Source organism: Nitrosomonas mobilis, assembly GCF_900103035.1.
Taxonomy (GTDB): domain Bacteria; phylum Pseudomonadota; class Gammaproteobacteria; order Burkholderiales; family Nitrosomonadaceae; genus Nitrosomonas; species Nitrosomonas mobilis.
In genome coordinates this window covers 1-22322 of sequence record NZ_FMWO01000043.1, presented here as the reverse complement: position 1 = coordinate 22322, position 22322 = coordinate 1, and the positions used below count along the sequence as shown (strand labels likewise).

The 22322-nt window shown below is 41.5% G+C and carries 34 protein-coding genes, 1 pseudogene and 1 riboswitch; of the genes and pseudogenes, 1 reads left to right on the top strand and 34 read right to left on the bottom strand.

Going from position 1 to position 22322, the window contains the following annotated elements; all coding sequences use genetic code 11:
• Positions 1–250: 250 nt before the first annotated feature.
• The 4 genes from NSMM_RS05250 to btuB form a co-directional block, all read right to left on the bottom strand.
• Entirely contained in the window at positions 251–1468 is a 1218-nt protein-coding gene (locus NSMM_RS05250) for a porin (protein ID WP_218121018.1), read from the bottom strand.
• Between the two features lie 337 nt (positions 1469–1805).
• Positions 1806–2423 (bottom strand): cob(I)yrinic acid a,c-diamide adenosyltransferase, encoded by a 618-nt coding sequence (gene cobO / locus NSMM_RS05245; protein ID WP_090285310.1) that lies wholly within the window; start codon positions 2421–2423, stop codon positions 1806–1808.
• Complete coding sequence (locus NSMM_RS05240) at positions 2416–3000, bottom strand: hypothetical protein (RefSeq protein WP_090285308.1); 585 nt, start codon at positions 2998–3000, stop codon at positions 2416–2418. Before NSMM_RS05240 ends, cobO begins: the two co-directional genes overlap by 8 nt.
• A gap of 22 nt (positions 3001–3022) precedes the next feature.
• Positions 3023–4867, bottom strand: coding sequence for a TonB-dependent vitamin B12 receptor (btuB, locus tag NSMM_RS05235; RefSeq protein WP_090285306.1), 1845 nt, complete (start codon positions 4865–4867; stop codon positions 3023–3025).
• A 150-nt stretch (positions 4868–5017) separates the two neighbouring features.
• Positions 5018–5243: riboswitch (cobalamin riboswitch) on the bottom strand.
• Positions 5244–5316: 73 nt separating this feature from the next.
• On the opposite strand from btuB, the gene ggt reads away from it, so the two are divergent.
• Entirely contained in the window at positions 5317–7077 is a 1761-nt protein-coding gene (gene ggt / locus NSMM_RS05230) for a gamma-glutamyltransferase (RefSeq protein ID WP_090285305.1), read from the top strand.
• 96 nt (positions 7078–7173) lie between these two features.
• On the opposite strand, the gene rplQ is transcribed toward ggt, so the two are convergent.
• The 30 genes and pseudogenes from rplQ to tuf form a co-directional block, all read right to left on the bottom strand.
• The gene (rplQ, locus tag NSMM_RS05225; protein ID WP_090285303.1) at positions 7174–7578 is read right to left on the bottom strand and encodes a 50S ribosomal protein L17; all 405 of its coding nucleotides are present in this window, start codon (positions 7576–7578) and stop codon (positions 7174–7176) included.
• A complete protein-coding gene (locus NSMM_RS05220) occupies positions 7565–8572 on the bottom strand; it encodes a DNA-directed RNA polymerase subunit alpha (protein ID WP_090285300.1) in 1008 nt (335 codons plus the stop codon). Before NSMM_RS05220 ends, rplQ begins: the two co-directional genes overlap by 14 nt.
• A gap of 23 nt (positions 8573–8595) precedes the next feature.
• Positions 8596–9222: a 30S ribosomal protein S4 gene (gene rpsD / locus NSMM_RS05215; RefSeq protein WP_090285298.1), complete on the bottom strand. Its 627-nt coding sequence runs from the start codon at positions 9220–9222 to the stop codon at positions 8596–8598.
• A 9-nt stretch (positions 9223–9231) separates the two neighbouring features.
• Positions 9232–9621 carry a 30S ribosomal protein S11 gene (gene rpsK / locus NSMM_RS05210; RefSeq protein WP_090285296.1) on the bottom strand — a complete coding sequence of 130 codons (390 nt, stop codon included), beginning with the start codon at positions 9619–9621 and terminating at the stop codon, positions 9232–9234.
• A 43-nt stretch (positions 9622–9664) separates the two neighbouring features.
• Positions 9665–10024 carry a 30S ribosomal protein S13 gene (rpsM, locus tag NSMM_RS05205; protein WP_090285294.1) on the bottom strand — a complete coding sequence of 120 codons (360 nt, stop codon included), beginning with the start codon at positions 10022–10024 and terminating at the stop codon, positions 9665–9667.
• 30 nt (positions 10025–10054) lie between these two features.
• Positions 10055–10168, bottom strand: a complete 114-nt coding sequence (gene rpmJ / locus NSMM_RS05200; protein WP_090285319.1) for a 50S ribosomal protein L36 — start codon at positions 10166–10168, stop codon at positions 10055–10057.
• Positions 10169–10227: 59 nt separating this feature from the next.
• Positions 10228–10446, bottom strand: coding sequence for a translation initiation factor IF-1 (gene infA / locus NSMM_RS05195; RefSeq protein WP_090285291.1), 219 nt, complete (start codon positions 10444–10446; stop codon positions 10228–10230).
• A 7-nt stretch (positions 10447–10453) separates the two neighbouring features.
• Positions 10454–11773, bottom strand: coding sequence for a preprotein translocase subunit SecY (secY, locus tag NSMM_RS05190; protein ID WP_090285289.1), 1320 nt, complete (start codon positions 11771–11773; stop codon positions 10454–10456).
• Positions 11774–11775: 2 nt separating this feature from the next.
• Positions 11776–12225: a 50S ribosomal protein L15 gene (gene rplO, locus NSMM_RS05185; RefSeq protein WP_090285287.1), complete on the bottom strand. Its 450-nt coding sequence runs from the start codon at positions 12223–12225 to the stop codon at positions 11776–11778.
• A gap of 1 nt (position 12226) precedes the next feature.
• A complete protein-coding gene (gene rpmD / locus NSMM_RS05180; protein ID WP_090285284.1) occupies positions 12227–12412 on the bottom strand; it encodes a 50S ribosomal protein L30 in 186 nt (61 codons plus the stop codon).
• Positions 12413–12415: 3 nt separating this feature from the next.
• Positions 12416–12877 (bottom strand): 30S ribosomal protein S5, encoded by a 462-nt coding sequence (rpsE, locus tag NSMM_RS05175; RefSeq protein WP_090285317.1) that lies wholly within the window; start codon positions 12875–12877, stop codon positions 12416–12418.
• A gap of 90 nt (positions 12878–12967) precedes the next feature.
• On the bottom strand, positions 12968–13324 hold the full coding sequence (gene rplR / locus NSMM_RS05170) for a 50S ribosomal protein L18 (RefSeq protein ID WP_090285282.1): 357 nt from the start codon (positions 13322–13324) through the stop codon (positions 12968–12970).
• 7 nt (positions 13325–13331) lie between these two features.
• Positions 13332–13874, bottom strand: a complete 543-nt coding sequence (gene rplF / locus NSMM_RS05165) for a 50S ribosomal protein L6 (protein WP_090285314.1) — start codon at positions 13872–13874, stop codon at positions 13332–13334.
• Between the two features lie 16 nt (positions 13875–13890).
• Positions 13891–14286 (bottom strand): 30S ribosomal protein S8, encoded by a 396-nt coding sequence (gene rpsH, locus NSMM_RS05160; protein ID WP_090285280.1) that lies wholly within the window; start codon positions 14284–14286, stop codon positions 13891–13893.
• Positions 14287–14320: 34 nt separating this feature from the next.
• The gene (gene rpsN, locus NSMM_RS05155) at positions 14321–14626 is read right to left on the bottom strand and encodes a 30S ribosomal protein S14 (RefSeq protein WP_090285278.1); all 306 of its coding nucleotides are present in this window, start codon (positions 14624–14626) and stop codon (positions 14321–14323) included.
• 8 nt (positions 14627–14634) lie between these two features.
• Positions 14635–15174, bottom strand: a complete 540-nt coding sequence (gene rplE, locus NSMM_RS05150; RefSeq protein WP_090285276.1) for a 50S ribosomal protein L5 — start codon at positions 15172–15174, stop codon at positions 14635–14637.
• A gap of 15 nt (positions 15175–15189) precedes the next feature.
• The gene (gene rplX / locus NSMM_RS05145) at positions 15190–15507 is read right to left on the bottom strand and encodes a 50S ribosomal protein L24 (protein ID WP_090285275.1); all 318 of its coding nucleotides are present in this window, start codon (positions 15505–15507) and stop codon (positions 15190–15192) included.
• 8 nt (positions 15508–15515) lie between these two features.
• Positions 15516–15884 (bottom strand): 50S ribosomal protein L14, encoded by a 369-nt coding sequence (rplN, locus tag NSMM_RS05140; RefSeq protein WP_090285273.1) that lies wholly within the window; start codon positions 15882–15884, stop codon positions 15516–15518.
• A 55-nt stretch (positions 15885–15939) separates the two neighbouring features.
• On the bottom strand, positions 15940–16188 hold the full coding sequence (gene rpsQ, locus NSMM_RS05135; RefSeq protein WP_090285272.1) for a 30S ribosomal protein S17: 249 nt from the start codon (positions 16186–16188) through the stop codon (positions 15940–15942).
• Positions 16189–16192: 4 nt separating this feature from the next.
• Positions 16193–16381: a 50S ribosomal protein L29 gene (gene rpmC / locus NSMM_RS05130; protein WP_090285270.1), complete on the bottom strand. Its 189-nt coding sequence runs from the start codon at positions 16379–16381 to the stop codon at positions 16193–16195.
• Positions 16382–16384: 3 nt separating this feature from the next.
• Positions 16385–16795: a 50S ribosomal protein L16 gene (gene rplP, locus NSMM_RS05125; RefSeq protein ID WP_090285268.1), complete on the bottom strand. Its 411-nt coding sequence runs from the start codon at positions 16793–16795 to the stop codon at positions 16385–16387.
• Positions 16796–16901: 106 nt separating this feature from the next.
• Positions 16902–17513 (bottom strand): annotated as a pseudogene (gene rpsC / locus NSMM_RS05120) (30S ribosomal protein S3); the annotation flags it as partial.
• 25 nt (positions 17514–17538) lie between these two features.
• A complete protein-coding gene (rplV, locus tag NSMM_RS05115) occupies positions 17539–17868 on the bottom strand; it encodes a 50S ribosomal protein L22 (protein ID WP_090285264.1) in 330 nt (109 codons plus the stop codon).
• A 12-nt stretch (positions 17869–17880) separates the two neighbouring features.
• Positions 17881–18165 (bottom strand): 30S ribosomal protein S19, encoded by a 285-nt coding sequence (gene rpsS / locus NSMM_RS05110; RefSeq protein WP_090285262.1) that lies wholly within the window; start codon positions 18163–18165, stop codon positions 17881–17883.
• Positions 18166–18170: 5 nt separating this feature from the next.
• Positions 18171–19004 (bottom strand): 50S ribosomal protein L2, encoded by an 834-nt coding sequence (rplB, locus tag NSMM_RS05105; protein WP_090285260.1) that lies wholly within the window; start codon positions 19002–19004, stop codon positions 18171–18173.
• Positions 19004–19339, bottom strand: coding sequence for a 50S ribosomal protein L23 (rplW, locus tag NSMM_RS05100; RefSeq protein WP_090285258.1), 336 nt, complete (start codon positions 19337–19339; stop codon positions 19004–19006). The genes rplB and rplW overlap by 1 nt, the downstream gene beginning before the upstream one ends.
• A complete protein-coding gene (gene rplD, locus NSMM_RS05095; RefSeq protein ID WP_090285256.1) occupies positions 19336–19950 on the bottom strand; it encodes a 50S ribosomal protein L4 in 615 nt (204 codons plus the stop codon). Before rplD ends, rplW begins: the two co-directional genes overlap by 4 nt.
• 47 nt (positions 19951–19997) lie before the next feature.
• The gene (gene rplC / locus NSMM_RS05090; protein WP_090285254.1) at positions 19998–20645 is read right to left on the bottom strand and encodes a 50S ribosomal protein L3; all 648 of its coding nucleotides are present in this window, start codon (positions 20643–20645) and stop codon (positions 19998–20000) included.
• 86 nt (positions 20646–20731) lie between these two features.
• On the bottom strand, positions 20732–21040 hold the full coding sequence (gene rpsJ / locus NSMM_RS05085) for a 30S ribosomal protein S10 (RefSeq protein WP_090285252.1): 309 nt from the start codon (positions 21038–21040) through the stop codon (positions 20732–20734).
• A 163-nt stretch (positions 21041–21203) separates the two neighbouring features.
• Positions 21204–22322: elongation factor Tu (gene tuf, locus NSMM_RS05080; protein WP_143001865.1), on the bottom strand; the 1119-nt coding region annotated here is incomplete at its 5' end.

Sequence of the window (22322 nt, the reverse complement as noted above, 5' to 3'; positions counted from 1 at the left end):
CCAGTGCTTCATACGTTACGTCCGGTACCGACGATATGTTCGCCTGTATCCCACCAGCTACCATCAAACCACAAGCTAGCAGTACTCCCTTCAGCCAAAATCCGGCATGCATGTCTCTCTCCTTATTTATATCAAACTTAATCGCTTCGTCTTGTTAATTCTAAATATTAATTATATATGCTGAAGCTACCACTATACCTTGTCTGTCTAAGCAACAAACACCCACAATCCAATGCCATAAGCCAGCATTCTAAAACCGAAAAATACCACTCATAGACAGTAAAATCTGATCATTGTCTCTACCATCTTTAAATGCCGCATCTCTTGTTGAGCGATCATATCTCACCTCCGGACGCAAGGTAAATCCAGCTATTGGAGTATAGTTCAATCCGCCCGTCACCCCAATAAAATTTTCACCTCTTCCATTACCAAGTACTCTGACACCGTCATCATCTCGGAACCACTCAACACGTAAGCCCATACTTAAGCTTGGCAAAATATCATAGAATAAATACTGATTTATCCCGTACCATTGCGCCGCACGACTCAGCGCAGTTTTTGCCTCAACACCTAAATCATGCTGAAGCACATAATGTAATTTCTCTGTAATGTCATGCTCCAATACAAGACTATACATGGTACGGTTATGCTGACTATTCAGACCATCGGTTTTCACATCCCCGGTAATCAACGATGCGGTCAACGATGTTCTCTCATCATCTGTGGTATAAGCCACGCTGCCAAGAAAATTAGCAGGCTGATGAAAAAAAGCATCCCAGCCAGCCACCACGCCCCCCCTGATCGTAATGTTCTCATTAATGGGGTATGACAATAACGCGCCGGTATGAGTAAATGGCTCACCATATTGCATGGCATAGGCGTGAGAGAAAAAGAAATTTCCAGTGGAAGGCACAACCTCATATCCGATCAGAGTATAAAAGTGACCAACGGTAGCAGTTATACCATTCCCAATTGGTAAAAAAGTATCGACATAAATTTGCGGAAATACTAGCTTACGTTCACTAGCGCTATTCAGAATATTTACGTCAAAATTTGATGCCGTTGAGAAACGGGCATCGGTGCCATATAATAGGTCGGCTCGGAAGCCAAAATTAATCGTGCTCGCACTGGTATCTACTTCCCGTTCAATAAAACCATAGACCTGATGCAACTTGAATTCATTAGGACCATCATTAAACGTAACAGGGCCATTAGTGCCTTTAGGATCATCAGGGTTGCCTGTAAAACCGATCTCTGTCCAGCCACCAAATTTAATTCCTAACGATTTCATAAAATTCGTTTCGTTATATTTAAACCCGGTCACGCTTTCAATCAGCCCTTGATCATAAATCCCCTCAAGATAAGCCTCGTGCTCATAATCTGTTTCAGCATAAACACAGGTGGCAAAAAGAAAAATACCGCACAGGCTGAGAGATGAGCTTTTTAAGTTATTTAGATTAATTTGCAAAACGGACCCCCCCTCTTTTGGTTGCTATAGTTAATAACCTACAATTTTTGACTATCTATTTTCAAGCAAAAAGGGGTAATCAAGAGATTTTTACCGAAACTACAAAACAATTCCCCACAGATAGAGTGGTCAATGCTACTCAATTTAAAACCAAGTTGCAAGCCATCTGTGAACCCATGTAGAAAATCAACAAACCACCTGGACTTGTGGAAAATAAGCTATTTGGTTTTATATGAAATCCAAAGCGCTTTATGAAGCAGTCAGTTTTATTTGTTGTGAACATACAACCTTGCGTAGCTCTATCAAAACTGTCGCCTACAAGTAACGCAAGATGCTACTACAAGTCGATACCAGCTTGTGCCTGAATGCCTGCTTGGAAAGCATGCTTTTTGTCATGCATCTCCGTAACGGTATCTACTGCTGCATACAGCGCCTCAGGAGCACCACGTCCGGTAATCACAACATGTTGCATTGCTGGACGGTTTTTTAGATCATCTAGTACAGTCGCCAAATCCAGCCAGCCATATTTAAGCGGGTAAGTAAGTTCGTCGAGAAGGATTAAGTCCAGTGATGAATCCTGCAACATCTGCTGAGCAATCTTCCAGCCACGTTGGGCAGTTGCCGTATCGCGCACCAGATCCTGCGTATCCCAAGTGAAGCCTTCTCCCAGCACGTGCCAGATAACATTGTTCTGCTGACGAAAGAAAGCTTCCTCACCCGTATTCGAGTGCCCCTTGATAAACTGAGCCACACCAACACGCATACCATGGCCCAAAGCGCGGGCGATCATGCCAAAGCCAGAACTGGATTTACCCTTGCCGTTACCGGTCAGAAGTAGAAGCAGTCCTTTTTTTTTATCCGCACGTACAATAGCTGAGTCCACAACTGCTTTCTTACGCTGCATGCGAATTCGATAACGCTGTTCCTGCGTAGGTAGTTCCGCTGTTTCATCCATTGACTACCTGCCGCAGGCTGCGATTACTAGCGATAATTTTAACAATACTATGCAAACCAATAGCAATTACGGTATAAAGCAGAAAAGATCCAACATAAAGTGGAAAATAGTTTACAAAACGCTGACCAAAACCTATCAATGTGGGCTCTATAAATCGGCCTGAAAAGAAATAGAAACCTCCGCTAGAAAATAACTCACAAAGAACCAGCCCCACCGCCATGCTCGAGAAAAGTGGCAGCAATCCGCGCCAGGAGAACTGGTATTGAGAAACATACCAACGGCCAGCCAGCCACAGCGAACCGTACGCCGGCAGCAAAAAAGCGTAAGCATACGTCAAACAATAATCACTGCTGCCGCTACCCCATTTATAAGCTGAAAAATCCAGTAGCCATGTTAGTGCCAGCAGCCAAGGCAGTGATGATACCGATCTGAGATATATCCCCGCTAGAAAGAAAACTGCCCAGGAGGCACCGGGCAGCGTGTGCATGGCAGAAAAATGATGACTACGTGTCATAATCAGCAGTACCGCTAGGACACTGCCTATGATTATTTGATTACGGACGGATAATACGAGCATGCTGGAACTCCTCTACAAAGAATTAGGGTTGATAGCGCAGAGTAGCAAAAAAATTCCTTCCTGGTTGATTGAAAAATGCGGCAGTTTCATATTGCTTGTCAAAAATATTCTCGATACGCCCCTGTAATCGCCAATGCGTATTGATCTGATACTCAGCGCGCAAGTCGACTTTAACATAACCATCAAGCTCGCGTGTATTGCCCGGATCATCGTAGCGTCGGCCTTCCGCCAACAGTAATACGCCTAAACCATATTCGCCATAAGTGCGGAAGGTGTCAATGCGAAACGATTGTCGGGCGCGACGCGCCAGAATATTGCCTCGGTTGAATCCGGCAGACTTGTCAACCGGGTCAAGCAGAGTAAGGTTCATATTGACATGCCAGCCCTTGATCAGAGTAGTGAGCACGCCTTCAACCCCACGGATAAGTGCTTTATCGACATTGGCGATACTATTACTATTAAGATCAAATGAAATAAGATCATCAATATGAGTTTCATAAAGATTAAGTGACCAATTTCCCCAGCCAGTATTACCTTTAGCGCCCAGCTCAAAACTACGGGATTCCTCTGGTCGTAGTTCCGCATTGCTGAAGCTCGGAAAGTATAGTTCATTAAAGGTGGGAGCCTTAAAGGCGCTGCCAAAGCTAGCTAGCAAGCGAGTACTATCCGTTAGGGCATAACCCCAGGCTATGCCTCCCGTCACGTGCCTGCCAAATTGCTGATTGTTGTCCAAACGCAATGATGCCTGCAGGTTATAACGAGCGATGGTTGCCTGATGTTGTGCAAAAACACCCCAATTATACCGTGAGCCCACTGCAAAACGAGTCGTACTGTCGACATGATCATACTGGTAATCGCCACCAAGAGTCGTTAGTTGATTAGCGAACAGCGCCAAATCATTTTGCAGCATAACCGTATCACGCTGGGTATTAAAATGGGTCTGTAAGATTTTATCCTCAAAAGAATCCAGGTTCTCTCGACTTCGTCCTGCAGTCAATTTCATTCGCCAAGCATCCAGCGGGGAGAAGCTCGCAGAGCCACCAAAAACCTGCTGCGTGATTAACGATTTGTTGAGCGCAAAAGATGGGCTTCCATCGAACTCGGATTTACCGGCAGCATGGAGAAAATTAGCTGCTATTTCAAGACCGCTGGCAAAACGATACCCTGTTCGGGCTGAACCAGAAATATTACGATAACCATCCTTGTCCTTATCTGGATCAGGATTAAAACACCCAGAAACAGGCGAACCGCGACAAGCGTTGAATCCTCCCGTACCAATTCCGCTGACTCCCAGATTGAGCCAACCTTGTGCGTTGCCCATGGAAAGATTGGCAGAGCCATTCAGCGTGGCGTAACTACCACCACCCAAACTCAAGCTGGGTTTACCTTTTCTTTCACCCTCGCGAGTAAAAATCTGGATAACACCGCCGATTGCTTCTGTACCGTATAAACTAGAACGTGGACCACGCACAATTTCAATACGCTCGACCTGTTCGATGGGGATATTCTCAAATAAAGTTGTACCGGAAGTCGCCGAACCGACGCGGATACCATCGATCAAAACCTGGATATGATCCGACTCCGTCCCACGCATAAAAACTGCCGTATGCTTACCCGGTCCGCCACTATTGGCAATATTGATACCCGGCAGACCACGAAACAGGTCTTGAATAGATCTGGCTTGCAAACGCTCAATCTCCTGGCGAGTAATCACCGTAACTGCTGCAAGTGTGGCATCTGCCGTCTGAGCTGTTCGGGTTGCCGTCACAACGATGGGTTCCTCGTAAACCTTGCCGACCGGCAACACTGTGGTAGCATAAACGCCCAGATATAAAAGACCAGTCACCGGTAAAAAAAATTTTGCCATACTTATTTTCCTCGACGCACACCCGCGCGATGTCAATTAATAAAATCACGATATGCGGAGAAATAACTAGTAGACGCAACTAGACAACGGTAATACCGTCGTAGGCGACGGCCCGTTATTTTGCGCAAATATCACCCTCCGTAATATCGTGCCAAAAATAGCCTTCAGGCCGGTCTCCGGGCTTATGAGCGATGCTGCTTAAAGTTTGCACCTTCCCATGCGGTTGCACAGTGGCATTTTGCAAACAATGAGCTCAATTACCGTTGCGGGGGCAGCACTGGAATGATCTTTACAAAGTTATGGTAGAAAGACGCACCAGTTTCCCGTTTCACCTTCAAGATTGTTATCTTGAAGGCACCTGAAACTATAAGCCGCGTGATGCTACAGTTTCGGTCAGTTCGTGTCAAACAAACAAGCGACTATTACTTTCATCACACGGGAGAAAGAAAATGAAGGCCGCCATACGAAAACAAATATATCGCAACCTTATGAGAACAATTATTTGCCTAATATTGAGCATGTATTTGACAGCAAATCATGCAGGCTATGCCGTAGTAACAGCGCACCCATTAGCAACCAGAATTGGAGAGCAGATACTGGAACAAGGTGGCAATGCATTTGACGCAGCTGTAGCTGTAGCAGCAGCGCTAGCAGTAGTCGAGCCTTATGCCTCGGGTTTGGGAGGAGGTGGTTTCTGGCTTTTGCATCGCGCACGAGATGGTTTTGAAATAATTATTGATGGACGTGAAACCGCACCCGAAAACGCTCATGAGGCCTTGTATCTTGATGATAATGGAAACCTAATCCCTCATGCCTCCTTAACAGGCGGGTTGGCTGCTGCCATCCCAGGTACACCTGCAGCACTGGCGCATGTTACCAGGAAATATGGGAATAATTCCCTCATGCGCAACCTAATACCTGCAATTCGATTAGCACGGAAAGGGTTTATTGCCGATTCACGTCTCGTTAACGCCATTGCAAATCACCAACAAAAGCTTTCTCACTTTAGTGCTAGCGCCAGAATCTTTACTCCAGATGGGCGGATTCCCGCAAAAGGAGAACGCTTTTACCAGCGGGAACTTGCCAAGACGCTAGCAAAATTAGGAAAACATGGCGAGTCAGGATTTTATCGTGGAATGATTGCAACCGATTTAATACGTTCAATCAATGCAAATAATGGGATTTGGACACAGGCAGATTTAGAGAAATACCGAGTTATCGAACGACCTCCAACATACATACAGTATCGAGACGCTAAAATTACAACGGCAGGCCTGCCATCGGCAGGAGGATTAACGCTGGCACAAGCGCTCAATATTCTGGAACAATTCGATTTGAAAGAAAAGAATGATATTGAACAAGCTCATCTCATCATCGAATCGATGCGACGAGCATATGAAGATAGAACCAACTGTTTTGGGGATACGGATTTCGTAATTGTAGATATCGAGAAATTCAGCAGCAAGGCTTACGCTGCTAGACGGGCAACGACAATTAATTTAGATGAAGCATCGCAATCACAGCTACAACCCAACGAGCTGGCATGTAGAGACGATACACAGTCTCAATTTAGATTGCGCTCATTAACTCCAAAAACTCAACAAAATTTAGATATGGTACAAGAAGGAGAGAATACAAGTCATTTTTCGATCATGGATAGCGAAGGCAACCGCGTAGCTACCACCTTAAGCATCAATACTTTCTTCGGCTCTGGTCTTGTAGCAGGGAATACAGGCATTCTGGTTAATAGTGAAATGGATGATTTCACAACTGCATTGAATGCATCGAATATTTATGGATTGCGCGGGAGTTTAGCAAACACGATCAAGCCGGGTAAACGACCTTTATCAAGCATGTCACCGATCTTCGTCGAAAACAATCACAGTATTTTAATAGGAGGAACACCAGGAGGGGCGCGCATTATCAGCAGCATGCTGCTGATAATTATAAGTTTTATTGATAAACAACAGACAGAGATAACATCATTAATATCAAATCCACGCTACCATCATCAATACCTTCCTGATGAAGTGCTAATTGAAGCTGATGGGTTTAATAAAAATTGGGTCAATGCTTTAAAAGAAAAAGGACATGAGGTTACTGAGGCTAATCGTAAGTGGGGGAACATGCAACTGATAATTTTTGATAAAGCCACTGATAAATTAAAAAAAGCTAGTGACCCCCGTGCTGCCGAATATGTACTTTATTAGTACATCGTACTAATAAATAAAACTTATAAAGCAAAAATTTACATATCAGCAGGGAATTATCGCCTAGTATACTAGTGCTATAAGCCCCGCTTAGCCTCAGTCCGTACTATCGGAAGCATCTTGAATAGAACTCATCTTTTTATCTGGCTGATCAAGTAATTCTACAAGAGCCATTGGGGCATTATCACCTTTTCTGAAGCCATTTCTCAGAATTCTTAAATAACCACCATTTCTGGCCGCATATCGCTCCGCAAACTCAGAAAAAACCTTAACAACCATATCCCTATCACGCAATCTATTAAAGGCAAGTCGTTTATTAGCAAGCGAAGGGGTTTTTCCAAGAGTGATAACAGGCTCAACAACTCTTCTTAATTCCTTTGCTTTAGGAAGTGTAGTTATTATAGTCTCGTGAAGTAATAAGGAATTAGTCATATTACGTAACATCGCCAAACGATGACTTGAGGTCCTATTAAGCTTACGTAACCCATTACGATGTCGCATTACCAGTTTCCTTTACATAATTTTCGAGATTAGCTGGGGGCCAATTATCTAATTTCATACCTAGGGATAGATCTCTTGTTGCAAGAACTTCCTTGATTTCATTCAAGGATTTTCTGCCCAAATTAGGTGTCCGTAAAAGCTCGGCTTCAGTTCGCTGGATAAGATCACCTATGTAAAAAATATTTTCGACCTTAAGGCAATTAGCTGAGCGCACGGTTAACTCTAAATCATCAACAGGCTTTAACAAAACAGGATCAATAGCAGGAGACCTAGGGATTTCCTTAGGAAGAGGAGTGCTCTCAAGGTCTGTAAAAAAAGAAAATTGATCAACCAACACGCGCGCACCAAAACGAATCGCTTCTTCAGGGTCTACAGAACCATCAGTCTCAATATCAATAATTAATTTATCCAGATCAGTGCGTTGTTCAACACGAGCATTTTCAATATTAAAACTTACCCGCCTCACTGGGCTAAAAGATGCATCTAAAAGAATCTCACCAATAGACGCACCGGAATCCAAATTAGGTCTCATACTAGCAGGAGAATATCCCCTACCTTTCTCAACAGTTATCTGCAAATCAAGCGTGCCGCCGCTAGTAATATGCGCAATCACATGATCCGGATTAATAATTTCGACATCGTGAGAAGACTCTATATCTCCCGCAACTACGACCCCGGATGTATTTTTTCTTAAGGTTAAGATCGAATGTGACTGGTTATTATGAAGTTTAATTACTATACCCTTGATATTTAGGATAAGGTCAACAACATCTTCTTGAATACCATCCAAGGTAGAATATTCATGAACAACACCAGTAATTTTAACCTTGGTCGGCGAGCAGCCAGGTACCGAAGATAAAAGCACGCGTCGAAGTGCATTCCCCAGAGTATAACCGAACCCCCTTTCAAAGGGTTCCATAACAACTTTGGCATGAATAGGTGAAATACTATTAACTTCTACTATTCTGGGTGTAAGAAAACTTATAGATGACATAAATATAACCAAAGAACTGCATGTTATTTAGAATAAAGTTCTACTACTAGAGATTCATTAATCGTCGAAGATAGATCACTACGATCAGGCCTGCTTTTATATATCCCAGATAAATTTTGGCTATCAACATCCATCCATACGGGGTAGTTCCTACGTTTTGCAATCTCAGTAGATGCCTTTATTCTCAGGTGATTTTTTGCATGATCGGCCACCTGGATTTTATCTCCAGGCGAAACCTGGAAAGAAGGAATATTAACTTTAACTCCATTTACTAAAATCGCATTATGTTTTACAACTTGCCTTGATTCAGCCCTAGAAGCTCCAAAGCCCATATTAAAAGCGACATTATCTAAACGACTTTCCAAAATTTGAAGTAGATTTTCACCGGTGACGCCCTTGTGCCGATCAGCTTGATGATAAGCTCTTCTAAATTGGCGTTCAAGTAAACCATAAATTCTACGTATTTTCTGTTTTTCTCTAAGCTGAACAGCGTAATCAGATTGCCTTGACTTTTTCTGGCCATGCTGTCCAGGCGGATAATTTCGGCGCTCTATTGCACATTTGTCGCTAAAACATTTTTCGCCTTTAAGGAATAATTTCTCACCTTCTCGCCTACATTGCCTACATTTTGGGGTTAAATTTCTCGCCATAACAATTCCTTAAATTCGACGTTTTTTCGGTGGCCTGCAACCATTGTGCGGTATCGGCGTTACATCCGTAATACTTATAATTTTGAAGCCAGATGCGTTCAACGCTCTTACTGCTGAATCCCGGCCCGGCCCAGGTCCCTTAACATGAACCTCAAGGTTTTTGACTCCACAGTCCATAGCGATCTTTCCTGCTTGCTCAGCCGCAACTTGGGCTGCAAAAGGAGTACTTTTGCGCGACCCTTTAAAACCGACTCCGCCGGAAGTAGCCCAAGAAAGTGCATTCCCTTGGCGATCTGATATCGTTACAATAGTATTGTTAAAAGAAGCATGAATGTGCGCAATCCCTTCAACCACATTCTTTTTTATCTTTTTTTTGCTTTTGGAAACAGATTTAACCATTAATAGCGTATCCTAGTTTTCTTAAATAATCAGTTGGGAATTATTAGCGAGCACGCACAGCTTTGCGCGGTCCTTTTCTTGTTCTAGCATTAGTCTTGGTTCTCTGACCGCGTACAGGAAGACCTTTACGATGACGTAATCCACGATATGAACCAAGATCAATCAATCTCTTGATGTTCATGGTCGTTTCTCGACGAAGGTCTCCTTCTAAGACAAGCTGACTCATGTACTCACGCAACTGATCAAGCTTATGATCTTGAATATCCTTCGTTTTAGTTGAAGGAATAATATCCAATGCTGAGCAAATTTTTTGTGAAGAAGAAAGTCCGATTCCATATATTGCAGCTAAAGCAATATTTATATGTTTATTATCTGGAACATTAACACCAGCAATTCGAGCCATTCAAATGTACCCTGTAAAAATAAAAATAACCTAGCCCTGACGCTGCTTGTGCCGCTTGTCCGAACAAATTACACGAACCACTTTATGTCGTTTAATAACTTTGCAGTTTCTGCAAAGTTTTTTTACTGATGCTCTTACTCTCAAAAGAACCTCCATAAAAACTGTTATTTACAAATCTAATTATCTAGTCGGCATTTACTTCATTATTTTGTTCTAAATGTAATACGCGCTCGAGTCAAGTCATAAGGGGTCATATCAACAGTAACTTTATCACCAGGAAGAATTCTAATATAGTTCATGCGCATTTTTCCTGAAATGTGACCCAGAACGATATGATCATTTTCTAATTTTATTTTAAAAGTCGCATTAGGCAAAGTCTCTAATACTTCTCCCTGCATCTGAATAGTCTCTTCTTTAGCCATAATACGCTTATCTAGTTCCTACACCAGCTTTAAAATTAGCTTTCTTAAGCAAACTATCATATTGACTTGACATCACATGTGATTGTACTTGAGCCATAAAATCCATAGTAACCACGACTATAATTAGCAAAGAAGTTCCACCAAAATAAAATGGTACGTTCCATTTTAGAATCATGAACTCAGGCAACAGGCATACAACCGTAACATAAATAGAACCAATAAGTGTTAATCGAAGCATTATACGCTCAATATGCCTAGCAGTTTGATCCCCTGGTCTAATACCGGGAATAAAAGCTCCACTTTTTTTCAAATTATCCGATGTTTCTCTAGGGTTAAATACGAGTGCCGTATAAAAAAAACAAAAGAAAATAATCAAACCCGCATAAAAAGTAACATACAAAGGTTGCCCCGGCGAGAGCGCAGCACTAAAATCTTTCAACCAGAAAAAAGAGCCATCGTCAGAAAACCATCCCGCTAAAGTAGCCGGAAATAAAATTAAACTCGACGCAAAAATAGGAGGAATTACCCCAGCCATATTCAATTTCAATGGTAGATGCGAAGTCTGGCCGCCAACAACTTGTTTGCCAACCTGGCGCTTAGCATAATTAACCAATATCTTACGCTGACCGCGCTCAACGAATACAACAAAAGTAGTAACCAACAAGGCGCCAATAAAAATCAAAATAGCAACCAGAAAGTGCATTGAACCTGTATTTACAAGTTCCAAGGTTCCGCCTACAGCGCTGGGCAAACCAGCTGCAATTCCCGCGAAAATAATTAATGAAATTCCGTTTCCTATGCCCCGTTCAGTAATTTGCTCACCAAGCCACATCAAGAAAATCGTACCAGTTACTAGAGTAACAATTGTAGTAATCAAGAAAGTTAATCCAGGCTGTATAACTAAACCTACTTGCGATTGCAACGCAATAGCAATTCCATAACTTTGTACTGTAGCTAATAACAAGGTACCATATCGCGTGTATTGCGTAATTTTTCGACGACCAGACTCACCCTCCTTTTTTAGGGCTTCCAGCGACGGTACAGCAACCGTACCAAGCTGCATAATAATCGAAGCTGAAATGTACGGCATTATGCCAAGAGCGAAAATAGAAAAACGAGATAACGCGCCACCTGAAAACATATTAAACATTCCCAGTATGCCACTCTCCTGCGATTCAAACAAATCCTTTAGGATAATCGGATCGATACCAGGAACGGGAACATGTGCGCCAATTCGATATACTATCAATGCCAGCAAAAGAAACCACAAACGCTTCTTAAGATCATGCAACTTACCAGTTGCCGCAGCTTTAGGTTGGCGAGACATGGCTATTCAGCAAGTGTATTCATTAATAAACCACCAGCGCCCTCAATTGCTAATTTGCAACTTTTCGATACCCTTATATTTTTAATTTCAAGAGGTTTGGATAAAACATAACTATCGTTAATTATCTTAACGCGCGAAGTCACGCTCTTTACAATTCCAAGTCTACTTAATACATCAATATCAATTATTGATGCCTCCAATGATGCAATTATGCTTAGTTTGACCTGCACGCATTTAACTCTACCAAAAACCTTAAAACCCCTCTTAGGAAGCCGCCTATACAGAGGCATCTGTCCACCCTCAAATCCAACTTTGTGGAAACCCCCGGCTCTTGATTTTTGCCCTTTATGGCCTCTGCCGCAAGTTTTACCAAAACCACATCCTATACCTCTTCCAACTCTTTTTTTGGCTATAAAAGCACCTATAGCAGGTTTAACGCAATTAAGTTTCAATTTAATCCTCGATTTTGAGTAGGTATGAAATCTTATTAATCATACCTCTAATAGCAGGGTTATTAGGCAACTCAGCTCTGCTATTTATTTTTTTAAGACCCAAACCGATCACATTTTTTCTATGCGTACGTTTTGTCCCAATCAAGCTTTTTATTAATGTTATTCTCAATACATTGCCAGAAGACATTGCTTAGTTCCCTGTTATCTCTTCAATTGTTTTATTTCTTTTGGAAGCTATCATAGCAGGAGTTTTTATTTTGCTAAGACCATCGATAGTTGCGCGTACAATATTATAGGGGTTCGTCGACCCGATACATTTAGCCAAGATATTATGAACACCCATTACTTCAAATACTGCACGCATAGGACCACCTGCAATAATGCCCGTACCCTCTGAAGCGGGTTGCATATAGACTTTAGCTGCACCATGATGCCCAATAATAGCGTGATGAAGCGTGCCATCTATAAGATTAATCTTGACCATTTTAATTCGCGCTTCTTCCATGGCTTTTTGTACAGCAACCGGAACCTCTCGAGACTTACCTTTCCCCATCCCTATAGATCCTTTTCCATCGCCGACCACTGTTAATGCAGCAAAACCTAAAATACGACCACCTTTAACAACCTTTGTGACTCGATTGATCGCAACCATTTTTTCATTAAGGCCATCACTTTTAGCTTCATCGCGATTTTTTTCGCCAGAAGCAGAGGATCTTGTTGCTTTTGCCACAGTATACTCCCTTTAAAACTTCATACCGGCACTGCGAGCACTGTCCGCCAGCGCTTTAACGCGTCCGTGATACTTAAAACCAGAACGATCAAATGCAACTTCATTTATATTTTTTTCAAGAGACTTTTGCGCTATTAGCTCGCCAACAACTTTTGCTGCTTCGACGGTACAGCCATTTAATATTTTTGCTTTTATGGATTTTTCTAATGTTGAGGCACTAACCAAAATCTCTTTCTTTTGACTGTCAAATATTTGGGCATAGATATGTTTGTTAGTTCTATTAACAACCAAACGATATTTACCAGACTTTTCAATCTTTATACGCGTCTCTTTAGCGCGACGCAACCTATTTTGTTTAGTATTTTGCATAAATATCTTACTTTTTCTTTGTCTCTTTCAGTTGAATGACTTCATCAGAATATCTTATACCCTTGCCTTTATATGGCTCAGGTTTACGAAAAAATCTAATTTCCGCACCAGTCTGCCCAACCTTCTGTTTATCGATTCCTTTAATAACGATTTCTGTTGGTGTCGATACAATTGCATCGACACCTTCCGGCAACTCATAAATCACCGGATGAGAAAGTCCAAGGCTAAGATTGATACTTCTACCACTGAGTTGAGCGCGATACCCTACCCCAACCAAAATTAATTTTTTCTCGAAACCAGCGCTTACGCCTTTAATCATATTCATAATTAGCGCTCGAAGAGTGCCAAGCATCGCTCTAGCCTGCTGTGCACCGCTAATCGCATGTAAGCGTAATACTAGCGGCTCAATCTCAATTGAGATTGTTTCTAAATTCAAGATTTGATCCAACTTGCCTAGAGGACCTGATACTTTAACCACATTGCCAGCAAGCTCCACCATAACATTAGACGGAAAATTAATTGGTTTAGCAGAACAACAAATAACGGACATGGGCTTCTCACCTAGTTTAAGTAACAATGCATAATAATTCACCACCTATTCCATGAGCTTTCGCATTACGTCCAGTCATAACACCTTTAGAAGTGGAGATAATAGAAATACCAAGGCCATTCATCACGTCCGGTATAGCATCGCGACCCTTATAAATCCTTAAGCCGGGGCGACTTTTTCTCTGAATAAAATCAATAACCCTATGATTATCCTGATATTTAAGGCGGACAGTTAGAGAGGTCTTATTACCATTCTTATGTATTTCAAAATCGTTTATGTAGCCTTCTGACTGCAGTACTTCAAGCATCATTACTTTTAATTTAGATGAAGGCATTTCTACATTAACTTTACCCGCTAGTTGCCCATTGCGGATTCTAGTTAGCATGTCTGAAACTGGATCGGATATACACATAAAATTGTCAATTCATTACATAGATGAAAAATATTTACCAGCTTGCTTTCGTTATTCCAGGTATCTGACCACTCATTGCGATTTCTCTTAATTTAATTCTACACAAACCGAATTTTTTAAATACACCCCTAGGTCTACCGGTTAACGAACATCTTTTCCTATAGCGGACAGGCGACGAATCTCGTGGAAGCTTTTGCAACTGCTCTCGCGCCAAACTTTTCTCCATTTCATCAATTTTAGGGTCATCTAATATAGAAAAAATCTCTTTACGCTTGACCAAAAAGGAATTTATAATTTTTTCTCGTTTAATGTTACGATTAATTACTGATATTTTAGCCAAAATTAACCTCAAGCCTTGAAAGGGAAGCGAAATGCCGAGAGAAGAGCTTTCGCCTCTCGATCTGTCCTGGCATTCGTTGTCAGTGTAATGTTTAATCCTCGAACATTTTCAATCTTATCATAATCAATTTCAGGAAAAATTATTTGTTCCTTGATACCCATATTAAAATTGCCACGCCCATCGAAACCTTTTCCCTGTAAGCCTCTAAAGTCACGAATTCTCGGTATAGCTATACTGACAAGTCTATCAAGAAACTCGTACATTTTCTTGCCTCTAAGAGTCACCATGCAACCTACAGGGTAATTTTCACGTATCTTAAAAGCTGCTATTGATTTTCTAGCTTTAGTAATGACCGGTCGTTGACCAGCTATTTTCTCCAACTCTTTAATTGCGCTTTCAACTATCTTCTTATCAGTTGATGCTTCGCCCAACCCCATATTAAGCACTATTTTATTTATCTTTGGGACTTCCATAACAGACTTATAATCAAACTTACTAATCAGTTCTGTAATTATAGTTTGTTTATAGTATTCAAATAATCTTGTCATATATTATTTTTACTTCTAGTTATCAACAGGGCTTCCATTACTTTTAAAGATACGGTATTTATTACCTGCCTCGTCAGATTTGAAACCTATACGATCAGCTTTCTGGGTGCTAAAATTATATATTGCTATGTTAGAGATATGAATCGGTTTTACAATCTCTTTAATACCACCAGTTTCATTTTTATGTGGATTAGGCTTAACATGTTTTTTAACTTTATTAACATCTTGTACCAAAACTAATTCAGTTGATTTAAAGCCTATAATAGTAGACCTTTTTCCTTTATCTTTACCAGTGATTACTAAAACTTCATCACCTTTTCGAATTTTTTTCATATGAACGCTTATATTACTTCGGGTGCCAATGAAACAATTTTCATAAACTTAGCAGTTCTCAACTCACGAGTAACCGGACCAAAAATACGAGTACCTATTGGCTCCAGTTTCGCGTTAAGAATAACTGCTGCATTGTTATCAAACTTAATTAATGATCCATCTGTACGCCGAACACCTTTAGCGGTTCTAACGACTACAGCATTATAAACTTCACCTTTTTTAACTCTACCTCTCGGCGCGGCATCCTTGATGGCAACCTTTATAATATCTCCAATATTAGCAAAACGGCGTTTTGATCCTCCAAGCACCTTAATGCACATAACTGATCGTGCACCGGTATTGTCTGCAACCTGCAGCCTAGTTTGCATCTGTATCATAATTTAAATAACCTGGATTATTAATTAGTTAGAAATTCACAAGGTCTATAACAAATTAATTCGCGGGCGGAATTACTTGCCAAGATTTTGTTTTTGAAATTGGTCTAGTTTCATAGATAGTAACAATATCGCCAACCTTATACTGATTATTCTCATCGTGAGCATGCAACTTATTAGATTTTATAAGTATTTTTCCATATAAAGGATGCTTTACTTTTCTATCAATTCTGACTGCAATCGTTTTGTCGCGACTACTACTCACAACCCGGCCAACTAGAAAATTTGTTGATTTATTTGCGTTCATAAGATTATTTCAATTTCTGACTTATAAAAGTCTTTACACGTGCTATATTTCTACGCACAGATTTAATTTGGCTCGTATTTTCCAACTGCTGAGTACCATGTCTTAGCCTCAGACCAAATTGAGTTCTTTTAAGAACGATCAATTCTTTTTTTAAATCAGTAATACTTTTATGATTGAGTTCAGACACTTTCATTTTTTAAAATTGCCGCGTTACAAACGTTGTTAAAATTGGCAACTTAGCCGACGCCAACCTAAAAGCTTCTCGAGCTAAAATTTCGTCTACCCCATCCATTTCATAAAGCATTTTACCTGGTTGTATCTCAGCTACGTAATATTCCGGATTACCCTTACCTTTACCCATTCTTACTTCGGCCGGTTTTTGAGAAATAGGCTTATCTGGAAAAATTCTTATCCAAATTCGTCCGCCACGTTTAATGTGTCTAGTCATAGCCCGACGAGCAGACTCTATTTGTCGCGAAGTTAACCTCCCACGACCAATCGCTTTTAATCCATACTCACCGAAGCTAACTTTTGCACCTCTTGTAGCAACGCCGGTATTTCTGCCTTTATGTTGTTTTCTATATTTTAATCTGGCTGGCTGTAGCATGCGAATAAGCCCTTTTATTAAAAATTTATTAATTTTTATTTGAAAAAATAATCATCGACTTTATTAAGAAATAAGGCGGGGCTCTTTAAAAAATTACATCTTAGCTCTTGAATACCCATACTTTAACGCCAATAATGCCATAAGTTGTTTTAGCTTCAGCCGTTGCATAATCAATGTTGGCCCGCAAGGTATGGAGAGGAACACGACCCTCCCTATACCACTCAGTTCTAGCAATTTCAATACCGTTTAACCTGCCCGAACTCATAATTTTGACACCTTGAGCACCAAGCCTCATCGCATTTTGTATTGCACGCTTCATTGCGCGCCTAAACATTATGCGTTTTTCAAGTTGATGCGTTATATTCAGCGCAATTAACTGTGCATCAATTTCTGGTTTACGAATTTCTTCAATATTAATATGCACAGGCACATTCATTAATTTTTCAACTTCGCGACGAAGAAGCTCAATATCTTCTCCTTTCTTTCCAATTACTATACCTGGTCTAGATGTATGAATTGTTATACGAGCATTTTTCGAAGGCCGCTCAATGACAACACCCCCAACTGAGGCATTTACAAGCTTATTACTCAGAAACCTACGAACTTTGATATCTTCAGCTAAAAATCCAGGAAATTTTCTGGAATTAGCATACCAGCGCGACGACCAATTTTTTAGCAAGGCCAATCTAAATCCTGTTGGATTAATCTTTTGTCCCATGATCAAAGAAACCTATAAATGATTTTTAGTTACCAACAGTTAACAATATATGACAAGTCGGCTTGACAATTCTGTTTCCTCTTCCTTTAGCTCTCGCACTGGTTCGCTTAAGTGATGTTCCCTGATCTACATAAATTGTTTGAACCAGCAACTCGTCTATATCGGAACCATCATTATGCTCTGCATTTGCTACTGCGGACTCCAGCAGCTTGAGCACAATACCAGCCCCTTTCTTTGGACTAAAAGTAAGTAATTTAATAGCATTGCCAACGGACAAGCCTCTTATTTGATCGGCAACAAGCCGACCTTTTTGAGCTGACAGTCTTACACCACGTAATTTCGCAACTGTTTGCATGTTATTAACCTCTTATCGCCTACTTGTTACAGTTTTTTTATCGCCAGCATGACCCTTAAAGGTTCTCGTATGCGAAAACTCGCCCAATTTATGGCCGACCATATTCTCTGTAACATAAACTGGCACATGCTGTCTTCCGTTATGCACCGCTATCGTAAGCCCGATAAAATTTGGCAAAATTGTTGAGCGCCTTGACCATGTTTTTATTGGCCTTTTGTCATTTTTTTCCCTTGAAGCCAAAACTTTATTCATTAAATGCAAATCTACAAACGGCCCTTTTGCAATGGAACGACTCATTTCGATTACCCTTTTCTCGCGTATCTTGCACGTAAAATCATACCACTTGTTCTTTTATTTCTTCGGGTTCTCCCACCTTTAGCTGGAGTACCCCACGGACTCACTGGATGACGACCCGCTGCAGTTTTTCCCTCACCTCCACCGTGAGGATGGTCGACTGGATTCATTACCACACCACGCACAGTGGGTCTAACACCACGCCAGCGCACCGCTCCGGCTTTACCTATAGATTTCAAGTTATATTCTGAATTACCCACTTCACCAATTGTCGCCCTGCAATCAATGTGTATCTTTCTAATCTCACCAGATCTCAACTTAACTTGCGAATACATTCCATCACGCGCCATATGCTGGACAGAAGTACCTGCTGATCTGGCAAGCTGAGCCCCCTTCCCTGGCCTGAGCTCAACACAGTGCACGATACTACCAATGGGTATTTCACGTAATGGTAACGCATTACCCGGCTTCACCGGAGAATTTTGGCCGCTGACGATGACAGTCCCAACTTCTATATCCTTCGGGGCAATAATATACCGCCTCTCGCCATCCGCATAACATAGAAGCGCAATATGCGCATTACGGTTTGGATCGTATTCAATTCTTTCCACCTTGGCAAAAATACCATCTTTATTGCGGCAAAAATCTATCTTTCGATAATGATGCTTATGGCCGCCACCGATATGCCTAACCGTGATTTTCCCTGAATTATTTCTACCCGCTGATTTTTTATTTCTTTCAGTTAGCGATGCAATTGGACGACCGGCGTATAATTTCTGATCAACAAGCCTGATAACACTCCTTCTACCAGGAGAAGTTGGTTTTGTTTTGACGAGCGGCATTACTTATCCTCAAATAACTTTACATCTGTAAAGTCAATTTCTTGTTTTCCCTTAATACTCACATATGCTTTCTTACGATCATTTTTACTACCAAAATTCCTACCAAATCTTTTCTTTTTTCCCTTTAAATTTGAAATCTGCACACTTTCGACCTGTATGTTTTGTTTTTTCCATATCAGCTCAATCGCTTCCTTAATTTCAATTTTGTTAGAATCTTTGGCCACATAAAAAATAATCTGATTATTTTTTTCTGCGATGAATGTTGCTTTCTCAGACACCTGTGGAATAATTATTAAGTTACAAGCCCGTTCCAATGTAATTAAGCCGACACTCATAATAACAATCCTTCGATTTTTGATATTGCTTCACGTGTAAAGATAATATCATTATACTGAAGCAAGCTGACCGGATCCATGTGCGACAGATCAAACACCCTTACGCCAGACATATTTCTTGACGCCAAATACAAATTATTATCAAACTCATCAGTGATAATCATCGCATTTGAGATACCATACTGATCTAATTTGCGAGCAAGATCACTTGTTTTCGGCCGAGTAACCATAAATTCATTACTCACTTTCAATCTCTCATCTCTCACCAACTGCGAAAGTATAGAACAGATACCCGCCCTATACATTTTTCTATTAATTTTATGAGAAAAATTTTCATTAGGCTTATTTGGGAATATTTTGCCGCCTCCCCGCCAAATCGGATTAGCAGCAGAGCCTGTCCTTGCTCTACCTGTCCCCTTTTGCCTCCACTGTTTACGTGTCGACCCTGAAACATCCGATCTGCCCTTTTGAGCACGCGTTCCCGATCTTGCATTTGCAAGATACGAATTAACTAATTGATGTATTAATGGCTCATTAAAAGCTCTATTGAAAATAGCATCCGCAACTACGATATCTTCTTTGCCAGTTTTATCTAAACATGGAATTTTCACTGCTTCCTACTCGCATATTATTTTAGTTAACGATCTAACCAGGGTGCTTATTTGTTTTGCTGCTTTACCCCAGGCTTAATGACCACAATACCACCTTTAGCGCCCGATACGGCACCTTTTATGTAGATCAAACTACGCTCATTATCGAGCCTAGCAATTTCTAAATTCTGTGTCGTGTTTTTTTGCCCACCCAGCCTTCCAGACATTTTTTTCCCGGGAAAAACTCTCCCTGGATCCTGAGCCATACCAATAGAACCAGCCTTCCTATGTGCCTTAGAATTACCATGACTAGCACGATTAGAAGAAAAATGGTGCCTCTTGATTGTCCCGGCAAATCCCTTCCCAATTGTTACACCCGTCACATCTACTTTTTCGCCGATCTCAAAGCTACTGATGTCAATTTTCTGACCAAGATCAAGCATTTTTAATGTCGCCTCATCTACGCGAAATTCTTGAACAGCAACACCCGCCTCTACACCAGCACGAGCAAAATGCCCTGACTCAGCCTTTGTAATTCTATTGGCCTTCTGGCTACCATAAGTAACCTGTACAGCCGCATACCCGTCTGTTTTGCTGTTCTTTATCTGAACAACCCTGTTATCAGATACATCGAGAATAGTAACTGGAATACTTTGCCCAGACTCGGCAAATACTCTAGACATTCCTATTTTTTTACCGACCAATCCTGGTTTCATCAAAATCCCCTGCGCTCACCAACTTTGAAGTTTATTTATAAATTCGTTTGCCGAGCATCCTCTATTAGCTCAACTTCACCCAACTTCTACAACTTTATCTCTACATCAACACCTGCTGGCAAATCCAATTTCATCAAAGCATCAACCGTTTTATCCGTTGGATCAATTATATCCATCAGCCTCAAATGCGTACGTATCTCAAATTGATCTCGTGACGTTTTGTTTACATGAGGCGACCGCAAAACATCAAATCTTTCAATTCTAGTTGGCAATGGTACAGGCCCTCTGACTACTGCACCGGTACGCTTTGCCGTATCGACAATCTCCATAGCTGATTTGTCTATCAGACGGTAATCAAATGCTTTTAAGCGTATCCGTATTTTTTGGTTCTGCATTAGCTTTTCCGATGTATATTGTTTTCTTCAGGTAAGCCTGACATTATAACACGCCCTTAACTCATATACCAGGCTATTTGGCACACCTTATTTTTATAGTTTCAGCTTGTTTTATCTTGCTGATGAGATCTAATCAAACCAAAAAAACTCTACCATCTTGATTTCACTCCAGCACTTTTGCAACAACACCAGCGCCAACGGTACGCCCACCTTCACGAATAGCAAATCTCAACCCTTCGTCCATTGCAATGGGTGCAATAAGATTTACTGTAACCGAAACGTTGTCGCCCGGCATGATCATTTCCGTGCCAGCCGGCAACTCTATCGATCCAGTCACATCCGTTGTACGAAAGTAAAATTGCGGGCGATAGCCAGCAAAGAATGGTGTGTGCCGACCACCCTCTTCCTTACTCAACACATAAATTTCTGCAGCAAATTTGGTATGCGGAAGAATACTGCCCGGCTTAGCCAGCACCTGACCACGCTCAACCTCTTCCCGCTTGGTGCCACGCAATAACACACCAACATTATCTCCCGCTTGCCCCTGATCAAGCAACTTGCGGAACATTTCCACGCCCGTGCAAACAGTTTTGATCGTAGGCCGCAACCCAACAATCTCTATCTCTTCTCCAACCTTTATGACGCCACGCTCTACACGCCCCGTCACCACCGTACCCCGACCAGAGATAGAAAATACGTCTTCAACCGGCATAATAAACGCGCCATCAATTGCACGCTCCGGCTCAGGTATATAGGTATCCAGCGCTTCTGCCAATTTGAATATCGAAGGTTGCCCAATCTCGCTCTGATCCCCCTCCAGCGCCTTTAACGCTGACCCAGTGATAATCGGCGTGTCATCGCCCGGAAAATCATATTTCGAAAGCAACTCGCGTATCTCCATCTCCACCAGTTCCAACAATTCGGCATCGTCCACCATGTCCGCCTTGTTCATGTAGACAATGATGTAAGGTACGCCGACCTGCCGTGCCAGCAAGATATGTTCGCGCGTCTGCGGCATTGGTCCGTCTGCTGAAGATACGACCAGAATCGCCCCATCCATCTGCGCCGCGCCAGTAATCATGTTTTTTACATAATCAGCGTGCCCCGGGCAATCGACGTGCGCATAATGCCGATTGGCAGTTTCGTATTCAACATGAGAGGTATTGATGGTGATTCCGCGCGCGCGCTCTTCTGGCGCAGAATCTATCTGCGCATAGGATTTTATCTCTCCACCATATTTGTTCGTCAGCACCGTCGTGATCGCAGCAGTAAGTGTCGTCTT